The 8,802-nt window shown below is 71.8% G+C and carries 10 protein-coding genes and 1 tRNA gene; 3 read left to right on the top strand and 8 right to left on the bottom strand.

Translation table 11 applies throughout. From position 1 onward, the window contains the following. The 4 genes from VM889_03315 to VM889_03300 all read right to left on the bottom strand — a co-directional run. Positions 1-323: hypothetical protein (locus tag VM889_03315; GenBank protein HVL47564.1), on the bottom strand; the 323-nt coding region annotated here is incomplete at its 3' end. A 4-nt stretch (positions 324-327) separates the two neighbouring features. After that, a complete protein-coding gene (locus VM889_03310) occupies positions 328-858 on the bottom strand; it encodes a hypothetical protein (protein HVL47563.1) in 531 nt (176 codons plus the stop codon). A gap of 1 nt (position 859) precedes the next feature. Continuing rightward, positions 860-2,017, bottom strand: a complete 1,158-nt coding sequence (locus VM889_03305; GenBank protein ID HVL47562.1) for a hypothetical protein — start codon at positions 2,015-2,017, stop codon at positions 860-862. 76 nt (positions 2,018-2,093) lie between these two features. Beyond that, positions 2,094-2,825: an RAD55 family ATPase gene (locus VM889_03300; protein HVL47561.1), complete on the bottom strand. Its 732-nt coding sequence runs from the start codon at positions 2,823-2,825 to the stop codon at positions 2,094-2,096. 150 nt (positions 2,826-2,975) lie between these two features. On the opposite strand from VM889_03300, the gene VM889_03295 reads away from it, so the two are divergent. Next, positions 2,976-3,743 (top strand): sulfite exporter TauE/SafE family protein, encoded by a 768-nt coding sequence (locus VM889_03295; protein ID HVL47560.1) that lies wholly within the window; start codon positions 2,976-2,978, stop codon positions 3,741-3,743. A 23-nt stretch (positions 3,744-3,766) separates the two neighbouring features. Here the strand turns inward: VM889_03295 and VM889_03290 are convergent, their stop codons facing one another. The 3 genes from VM889_03290 to VM889_03280 all read right to left on the bottom strand — a co-directional run bounded on the left by VM889_03290 (position 3,767) and on the right by VM889_03280 (position 6,689). Further along, a complete protein-coding gene (locus VM889_03290; protein HVL47559.1) occupies positions 3,767-4,276 on the bottom strand; it encodes a bifunctional nuclease family protein in 510 nt (169 codons plus the stop codon). 62 nt (positions 4,277-4,338) lie between these two features. Then, positions 4,339-4,413: transfer RNA gene (locus tag VM889_03285), tRNA-Arg, on the bottom strand. A 44-nt stretch (positions 4,414-4,457) separates the two neighbouring features. Further along, the gene (locus VM889_03280; GenBank protein HVL47558.1) at positions 4,458-6,689 is read right to left on the bottom strand and encodes a heavy metal translocating P-type ATPase; all 2,232 of its coding nucleotides are present in this window, start codon (positions 6,687-6,689) and stop codon (positions 4,458-4,460) included. A gap of 253 nt (positions 6,690-6,942) precedes the next feature. On the opposite strand from VM889_03280, the gene VM889_03275 reads away from it, so the two are divergent. Then, entirely contained in the window at positions 6,943-7,323 is a 381-nt protein-coding gene (locus VM889_03275) for a hypothetical protein (GenBank protein ID HVL47557.1), read from the top strand. Positions 7,324-7,363: 40 nt separating this feature from the next. Continuing rightward, complete coding sequence (locus VM889_03270) at positions 7,364-8,410, top strand: sulfite oxidase (protein ID HVL47556.1); 1,047 nt, start codon at positions 7,364-7,366, stop codon at positions 8,408-8,410. Here VM889_03270 and VM889_03265 read toward each other — a convergent pair. Beyond that, a complete protein-coding gene (locus tag VM889_03265) occupies positions 8,397-8,771 on the bottom strand; it encodes a hypothetical protein (GenBank protein ID HVL47555.1) in 375 nt (124 codons plus the stop codon). The two genes, VM889_03270 and VM889_03265, sit on opposite strands and share 14 nt — an antisense overlap. Positions 8,772-8,802: the final 31 nt, after the last annotated feature.

The raw sequence follows: 8,802 nt of genomic DNA, 5'->3' as shown, positions 1-8,802 counted from the left end.
GGCCCCGCGGGAAGCGAGACTTCCTCCGGCTCCTCGACGGGCGCGAGCACCTGGGGCTCGGGTTCGGGCGCTTCGGGGCCCTTGAGCATCACGAGGACGTTGTCGAGGGAGCGCGGCGCGTTCGGGCGGCGCCCGAGCCGGATCGTGACGGCGTCCGGGTCGTCCGTCGCGAAGCCGAGGGGCGCGAGGAACGCCCGCCGGATGTCGGCCGGAACGGCGTGCCACTGGTCGGCGGGCGCCTCGAGGACGCGGGCGCCCTCGACGTCATGGCCGAGGTCATGGAGCGCCTGCATGAACTTCGGGAACTCGAGCGTCTTGTCCAAGATATCACCCTTTGATGAGCACGATGGTCGGAGCGCCGTTGACGCACGGCCTCGGCCCGGGGGGCGCGGGGCACGTGTAGGAGGGGACGTACTTCACGACGAGCGTCTCCTCGTGGGAGCGCACGCGGGCCTCGAGGAGCGCGTCCTCGACGTAGACTTGGAGGGTCGCGAGGGCGTCGAGCTTGAACGTCGTCGCGTTCACCGTGACGTCGTTCTTCGAGGCGTTCACGTAGACGGCGACCGAGGTCGCCTGGATGTAGTATGGCCGCCCGTCCACGTCGGAGGGAAGGTTCAGCGTCGTCGAGAAGCTCGCCTCGGGGAAGTCCTGGGCGACGATGCCCGCCTGGACGACGCGGGCGCTCACGCGGTTCGCGAGGTTCTTGAACTCGACCGCGCTCACGACCTCCTCCGCGCCTTCGCGCGCCTCGGTGAGCGAGCGGACGGCGACGATGAGGATGATGGACGAGACGGCGAACATGATGATGTAGCCGACGACCTCGTTCACCGCGTGATCGTTGAACGCCCGGAAAGCCACGTCAACCACGCCCCGCGATGACGACGCTCAGGACGAGCGTCGTCGTCATGCAGTTTATCGACGAGGCCATGGCGCAGGTGGCCGCCGTGTAGCTCGGGTGCGTCTTCAACCAGTAGGACTCGCTCGTGCCGACGACCGTCGTCACCTTGGTCATCGCGAAGGTCGAGAGATTCTCCTCGAAGTAGTTGTCCCAGGCCTTCGAGAGCACGCCCTTGATGTTCATCTTGAGCGCGCGCACGTCGGGGCCCGAAAGGAGCGTGACGGTGCTGTAGAGGTCGAGGATGAGGTCGAACCGGCTCTCGCCGCCGAAGGAAGCGGTGCCGTTCACGGAGAGCATGCGCGCGAACGTCCGGTAGGTCGTGCCGGAGAACTTGCCCGGGGGGATGCCGGGCACGTTGTCCACGCGGCAGAATCCGTCGCTGCACTGCACGAGCGCGCCGTTCGACGCGTAATAGTCGCGCGACACCTGGCCGGCGTCCAGGTTGAAGTGGACGCGGCCCGCGTCGTACACCCACCACTGGGCCGCCAGGTCGGCGCCGTTCCACACCTCGATGCGGAACGCCTTGCCGGTCATCGGCTGGTTGGCGACCGACTGCGCGACGTTGCGCTTCGTGATCCAGAAGTTCTTGACCGTCCCAGCGGTCCACGTCGTCGAGGTCATCTGGGCGTACGAGGACGAGGACGTCGAGACGTTCGTGAGGATCTCGGCGGCGTTGTCGAGGACGTACGCGCGGACGACGACCGTGTTGCCGAAGTCGCCGACGCCCTGGTGCGCGAGCGAGAAGTCGTTGTCGCCGTCGCCGTGGTCGCCGAGCGTGAAGTTGTAGACCGACGGCGTCCCGACGCGGGAGCGGTAGTCCACGCCGATCGCCCAGCGCTCGGTGTCCTTCTCGACGATGAACTGGCCGCGCGAGAAAGAGGGCTGGAAGCGTTTCGCGGTCTTGCCCGCGGTGCCCGCGACGAGCTCGCGGAAGTCCGAGTCCAGCTCCTGGAACTGGGTCTGGACGGCCTTGAATTCGACGTTGGCCTTCATCTCGTCGACCGCGGGCCCGCCCCAGTAGAGCACGGCCGCGATGCCGACGACGGAGATGGCGAGGACAAGGATCATCCCGACGACAGGGCTGACCCCGGCGTCCGCCACCCCTTTCCCTGCGTGCATGGACCCGTCGAATTCCGTCGGCGGACGTATTTGAGGGCTCGCCTTGGTCCCTTCCGGGCGTCGTCCGAGGCCTTCATCAGAAGACGCGTTTCGTCGGCTCGAGCCAGAGGCCGCGCTCGGTCTCCTTGTAGAGCAGGATGCGCGCGGCCTCGGGGACGTTCAGGAGCTTGGAGATCATCACGTAGGGGTACAGGCCGAACCCCTTGCGTTCGATGCCGAACTCGAGGACGCCGCCTGCGAGGTGGCGGAGCTTGGTTTCGAAGAGCGGGCTGTGCAGGCCCTTCACCAGGCTGACGAGGTGGACGCCGCCGGTCTCGCGCCCGAGGAACGTGAGCGTGCGGAAGAACTCCACCGCCGCCTCCTCCCCTCCCGACGTCGCGATCGTGGAGAGCGTCTCGAAGACGAGGCGGTAGGGCCCGTCGTAGCCCGTGCGCTGGACCTCCTTGAGAGGCTGGGAGTAGGCGTCGTCGCGGCCGATCGTGACGGTCTCGTCCTTTCCGGGCGGCGTCGGGAGGGCGCGCCCGAACTGGGGGGAGTAGCCGTCGTAGAATTTCAGCTTCTGCGCCTTCTGGGCGACGGTCGCGGTCGGCAGGAATGACAGGACGTGGTCGCGCGCGTCCTTCGCCGGCCGGTCGAAAAGGAGGTAGTGCACCGACTCGCCCGCCCCGAGGCCCCCGGCTGCGAACTGCTCCGAGAAGAGGCTCATGGCGTTGCCGGGCTCGGCGATGAGCAGGAGCGTCGTCCCCGAAGGGATGCCGCCTCCAAGCTGGGCGTCGAGACCGGAGATCCCGGTGGTGACGAGAGGCATGTTACTCGACCGCGACGTCGATACGGGACATCTCCACGCGAGCGACTCAAATAGCTTCGTCTTTTGCTCATGGGCCCCCCGACGGGTGGGGGATCGCCGGGACCCCGCGCCGAAGGACACCTTGATACGACGCCCGGCCCGTCCCGCCGCGTGGACGTCGCCTTCGCCGCCCTGACCCTCGCCCTGGGCCTCGCGGCGGGGTTCCTCTCGGGCCTCTTCGGGGTCGGCGGCGGCGTGGTCATGGTCCCCGCCATCCTCCTCCTCGTGCCCGACACCGGCTTCCACGCGGCGAAGGCGGTGAGCCTCCTCGTCATCAGCCTCGCGACGCTCGTGGGCGTCCTCCGGCACCGGCGCGCGGGGAACGTCGACTTCAGGGTCGGCGCGCTCCTCGCGACGACGGGCCTTGCGGGGAGCGTCGTCGGGACGGCCGCTTCGCTCCTCGTCGCGGGCCGCGTCCTCGAGGCGGGCTTCGGCCTCTTCATCGCCGCGACCGGCGCGCAGCTCGCCCGCCCGGGGGAGACGAGACCGCGCGCCCTTGCGCCCCGCGCGCGCGCCGCGCTCCTTGCGGCCGTCGGCTTCGCGGGCGGCCTCCTTGCGGGCTTCTTCGGGGTCGGCGGGGGCATCGTGATGGTGCCGGGCATGGTCCTCGCCGGATTCGGGATGCACCTCGCGGTCGGAACGAGCCTCGTGGCCGTCTTCGGGAACGCGGTCGCGGCGACGGCGACGAACGTCGGCTACGGGTTCGGGGACGTGCTCGCCCGCCTCGGCCTCCCGATCGCCCTCGGGAGCCTCGCGGGCATCACGCTCGGGGTCGCCGCCGCGAACCGGCTGCACGCGACGCGCCTGAGGAGGCTCTTCGGGGCCTTCCTCATCGTCGTGGGAATCGGGATGCTCGTTCGCGCCGCGCTCGGTCACTGAAGACCGAGGCCGTGCGGCGAGCCTCAGCGCTCGACGCCGAGGTCCACGTCGTCCGCGTCGGTCGAGACCTGCGGGGGATCGTCCGGGAGCGGACCGACGTCGCTCCGCTTGATCGCGGCCTGCTCGAGGAGGCGGCGCGTCACGGAGATGGGCGCGCCCACGCGCACCGCGAGCGCGATGCAATCGCTCGGGCGCGCGTCGAACCGCTTCACGGACGCGTCGTTGCCCTTCTCGATCTGAACGTAGAGCGAGGCGTAGAAGGTGCTCTGGGCGAGCTCCTCGATGACGACGCTGTGCACGATGGCGCCGAGCTCGTTCAGGACGGCCGAGAAGAGATCGTGCGTCATGGGCCTCGGCGAGAGCTGCTTCTCGAGCGCAAGCTGGATGTTCAGCGCCTGGCCGTGGTCGATGAAGATGGGCAGCACGCGGTCGTCCCCGCCGCCGTTCGCGGGCGCGAGGAAGACAACGGGACCCTGGCCGCTCAGGAGGACGCTTTCCACCTTCATGAGGAGCGTCTCGGCATCCCCGGGCATCGCTCCGGGCTATGCCGACTTCGGCCTTTAACGTTGTCCGTACGGCCCCGGGACGCGACAGGCGGGCACGGCGGGATTCGAACCCGCGACCCCCGGCTTAGAAGGCCGGAGCTCTATCCAGACTAAGCCACGTGCCCGCGTCGGCCATCCGGCGCTCCGCGCATGAGGGCTTCGGTCCGCCTCAGACCTCCACCCGCCTGAGGAGCGTCGCGTTGAGGACGACGCTCACGCTCGAAAGCGCCATGGCCGCGGCCGCGAGGGAGGGGTGCAGGAGCAGGCGCTCGCCGAGGATGGGGAACGCGAAGAGGAGCCCGGCCGCGACCGGGATGCCCGCCGTGTTGTAGGCGAAGGCCCAGAAGAGATTCTGGCGGATCTTCGAGAACGTCCTCGCGGAGAGCTCGAGCGCGCCCGCGACGGCCGTGAGGTCGTCGCGCACGAGGACGACGTCGCCCGTCTCGACCGCGACGTCGGTTCCCGACCCCACCGCGATCCCGAGGTCCGCCTGCGCGAGCGCGGGCGCGTCGTTGATGCCGTCGCCCACGAACGCGACGATGCGGCCTTCGTTCTGGAGCGCGCGCACCACCTCCGCCTTGTCCGCGGGGAGCACCTCGGCGTGGACGCGGCGGATCCCGAGCCGCGCGGCGACCGCCTCCGCGGCGCGCCGGTTGTCGCCGGTGAGGAGCGCCACCTCGACCCCGCGCGCCTCAAGCCGCCTCACGGCGGCCTCGGCGGTGGGCTTGATCGCGTCCGCGACCGCGACAAGGCCGACGACCCGCTCGTCGACGATGACGAGGACCGCGGTCTTCCCGTCGCTTTCGAGACGCGCGAGGTCCGCCTCCGCCGGCGCGGGGACCGCGACGCCCATGCCGGCCGCGAGGCGACGGTTCCCGAGCGCGACCGCGCGGCCCGATACGATCGCTCCGACGCCGTGCCCCGGGATGGCCTCGAACTCGGCGGCCGCGGGAACGGCGATTCCGCGCGCTTCGGCCTCCCGGACGATCGCCTCCCCCAGGGGATGCTCGCTCCCGCGCTCCACGGCGGCGGCGAGCGCGAGCACGTCGTTTTCGCCGTACGCGACGACGTCCGTCACCCGCGGGCGACCCTCCGTGAGGGTGCCGGTCTTGTCGAAGACGACGACGTCCACCGTGTGGGCGACCTCGAGCGCCTCGCCGCCCTTGAGCAGCACCCCCCGCTCCGCGCCCTTGCCCGTCCCGACCATGATGGCGGTCGGCGTCGCGAGGCCGAGGGCGCACGGGCACGCGATGACGAGCACGCCCACGAAGCTGAAGAGCGCGAAACGCGCGGGGTCGTGCCCCGTCGAGACGACGAGGTCGGCCCCGACCGTCATCCAGAGCGCCGCGGCCACCGTCGCGACGACGAGGACGACGGGCACGAACACGCCGGAAACGCGATCCGCGAGGCGCTCGATCGGCGCCTTCCGCATCTGCGCGTCCTCGACGAGCCGAACGATCTGCGCGAGAAGCGATTCGCGCTCGCTCCGCGTGACCTCGACCACGAGGCGTCCGTTCGCGTCGATCGTGCCGCCGACGACGGCGGCGCCCGGATTCTTCTCGACGGGAATCGGCTCGCCCGTGATCATGCTCTCGTCCACGACGGCGCGTCCCTCGACGACGACCCCGTCCGCCGCGAGCTTCTCGCCCGGTCGCACGACGTACCTGTCGCCCACGGCGAGGACTTCCACGGGAACCTCCTCCTCGCGGCCGTCGACGAGGCGCATCGCCGTTCGAGGCTTGAGCGCGAGAAGACGCTCGATCGCCGCCGAGGAGCGGCTCTTCGCCCGCGCCTCGAGCATCTTGCCGAGCAGCACGAGCGCGATCACGGTCGCGCTCACTTCGAAATAGACGTGGCCGCCGCCCGGGGTCCAGGCGGGCGCGAGGATGGCGAGGACGCTCACCGCGTACGCGGCCGTCGTGCCGAGCGCGATGAGGGTGTCCATCGTCGCGGACCGGTTGAGGAGCGCCTTCCATGCGTTCGCGTAGAAGTCGCGCCCGGCCCAGAACTGGACGGGCGTCGCGAGCGCCCAGAGGAGGGGCTCCTTCCCGGGAAACGTGTGGACGCCCGCGAGCTCGAGGCCCATGCTCAGGACGAGGATGGGAACGGCGAGGAAACCCGCGACGTGGAACTGGCGCGCGCGGCGGCGCGCCTCGGTTTCGCGGTACGCGGCCGTCGCCTCGCGCGTCGCGTCGTCGATGACGTCGTATCCCGCGCCGCGCACCGCGGCGGCGAGGGCCTCGGGCGGCGCGCGGGCGGGGTCGAACGCCACCCGCGCCTCCTCCGTCGCGAGATTCACGCGCGCCTCCGTCACGCCGGGCACCTGCTTCAGCGCATCCTCGACGGTGCGCACGCACGAGGCGCACGTCATTCCGCCGACCTTGAGCGTCGTCTGCTCCATCGTGACCCCGGAGGCGACCGGTATTGAACGGCCTTGCGCTTGACATTTGTCAAGCCCGTCGCGAAATTTCACGACCCGGCGCGACGAGGGACGGTCGTGGCCCACGACGCCCGCGGAGCCTGCGCGCCCTCGTCCGGGAGGCGGGGTCGACCGCGCCGACCGTGGTGGCCCGGCTCAAGCGCCTCGAGGACCTCGGCCTCATCCGCGCCTGGGCGCGCGCGTCGACGCGGCGGCGCTCGGCCTCGACGACGTCGTGCTCGAGGCGAGCCCCTACCGGGGCGCGCATCCGGCACCCGCGCTCGCGGCGCTCCCGGGCGCCGTCGAAACGATCACGCTTGCGGACGGCCGCATCCTCGCGCGCTACCGCGTGAAGGCGGGCGACGTCGCGAAGGTCGTGGCCGCGGCGCGCGCGACCGCGGGCGCGCGGGACGTGAAGGTCGCCCGCGTCGCCGCCGAGCGACCGGGGGCCTTGGCGGACGAGGCCGGGGAGGCCGTCGCCGTCGTGTGCCCCGCCTGCGGGGGGCCCGTGCACGGCGCCGGCCGGCGCCTGCGCGTGGCGGGCCGGAGCGACGTGCTCTGCTGCGCGATGTGCGAGAAGGATTTCCGCGCCCGCCTCGCGCGCTACGGGGCCTGAAGCCGCAGCCTCTTTCCATCCCGGGCGCGTACGCGGGTCCATGCTCGCCGGCCTCGCCCGCCGCACGATCGAGGAGCGGCCGTTCAACGCCTCGACCCCGATCGCCGCGCTCCAGGGCTCGACGACCCCGACGGCGCTCCATTACGTGCGCAACCACTTCGACGTCCCGAAGGTCGACCGCGAGCGCTGGCGCCTCTCGGTCGGAGGCCTCGTCGCGCGCCGCCTCGGCCTCTCCTACGCGGATCTTGCGGCGCGCCCCGCGCGGACGCTCACCGTCACGATGGAGTGCGCCGGGAACGGGCGCACGCGCATGACGCCCGTCCCGAAGGGCACGCCCTGGGACGAGGGCGCCGTGAGCACCGCGACGTGGACGGGGACGCCGCTCGCCTCCGTGCTCTCCGAAGCCGGGATCGAACCGGGCGCCGTGGAGCTCCTCTTCCGCGGCCTCGACCGCGGCGTCGAGGGCGGGCGCGAGATGGCGTACGAGCGGAGCCTCACCGTGGAGGAGGCGCACCACCCCGACGTGCTCCTTGTCTGGTCGATGAACGGCGAACCGCTCCCGCGCGACCACGGGGGCCCCGTGCGCCTTCTCGTTCCCGGCTGGTACGGCATGGCGAGCGTGAAATGGCTCGACGCGATCGAGGCGATCGCGGCGCCGTTCGAAGGCTGGTTCCAGACGGAGCGCTACGTGTACGCCGACGCGGAGGGCCGCACGATCGAGCCCGTAACGCGGATGCGCCTGCGCGCCCTCATCGCCGCCCCGCAGGCGGGCTCGACGCTCCGCGCCGGTCGCGACGCGACGGTCGAGGGCGTCGCGTGGTCGGGCGGGGCGCCCGTCGAGCGCGTCGACGTGAGCGTCGACGGCGGGCGGTCGTGGCACCACGCCGACCTCGACACGCACCCCTCGCCCTACGCCTGGCGCGCATTCCGTTGGACGTGGAAGGCGCCCCCCGCGGGCGAGGCAACGCTCCTCGCGCGGGCGTACGATGCGGACGGCGCGGCGCAGCCCCTGGAGCCGCCGTGGAACCGCTACGGGTACGGGCAGAACGCGGTGACGCCCGTGAAGGTCCGCGTCAGCCCATCGTGAAATTCTCCCGCCGCGCCACCTCGGGCATGGCCCGCGCGCGGGGGATCGCGCGCAGGACCGCGGGCGCCTCCCCCGCGACGCGCGCCCACGCGTGCGCGAGGAGACCGGTCCCGAGGAGGAGGCCCGCGCCCGCAAGCGCCACGATCTCGGGCTTCTTGCGCCACGCCGCGAGCGTGAGGGCGGTCGCGCCCGCGGCGCCGAGGATGCCCCACGCCGATTCGTGCTCGCGCACGCGGCGCCACTCGTCCGCGAGACGGCCCGAGGCGATCTCCTGGCCGAGCGAGCGCCCGAGCGCGAAGGCCTGGAGCCCCCCGAGGACGCGACCCGCGGCGCCCACCGTCCTGCCGACGACGTTGACCATGGTCCCGACCCTCGCGCGGCGGGGGCCTTCA

It is taken from the genome of Candidatus Thermoplasmatota archaeon, assembly GCA_035540375.1.
Lineage (GTDB): Archaea > Thermoplasmatota > SW-10-69-26 > JACQPN01 > JAJPHT01 > DATLGO01.
Note: the sequence above shows the minus strand (reverse complement) of the source record. Positions and strands in the feature narration are given on the sequence as shown.

What these genes read in the sequence shown, in the direction of transcription:
- VM889_03305 (HVL47562.1), bottom strand. Translation starts at nt 2,017, where the DNA reads ATGCACGCAGGGAAAGGGGTGGCGGACGCCGGGGTCAGCCCTGTCGTC.
- VM889_03300 (HVL47561.1), bottom strand. Translation starts at nt 2,825, where the DNA reads ATGCCTCTCGTCACCACCGGGATCTCCGGTCTCGACGCCCAGCTTGGA.
- VM889_03290 (HVL47559.1), bottom strand. Translation starts at nt 4,276, where the DNA reads ATGCCCGGGGATGCCGAGACGCTCCTCATGAAGGTGGAAAGCGTCCTC.
- VM889_03280 (HVL47558.1), bottom strand. Translation starts at nt 6,689, where the DNA reads ATGGAGCAGACGACGCTCAAGGTCGGCGGAATGACGTGCGCCTCGTGC.
- VM889_03270 (HVL47556.1), top strand. Translation starts at nt 7,364, where the DNA reads ATGCTCGCCGGCCTCGCCCGCCGCACGATCGAGGAGCGGCCGTTCAAC.
- VM889_03265 (HVL47555.1), bottom strand. Translation starts at nt 8,771, where the DNA reads ATGGTCAACGTCGTCGGCAGGACGGTGGGCGCCGCGGGTCGCGTCCTC.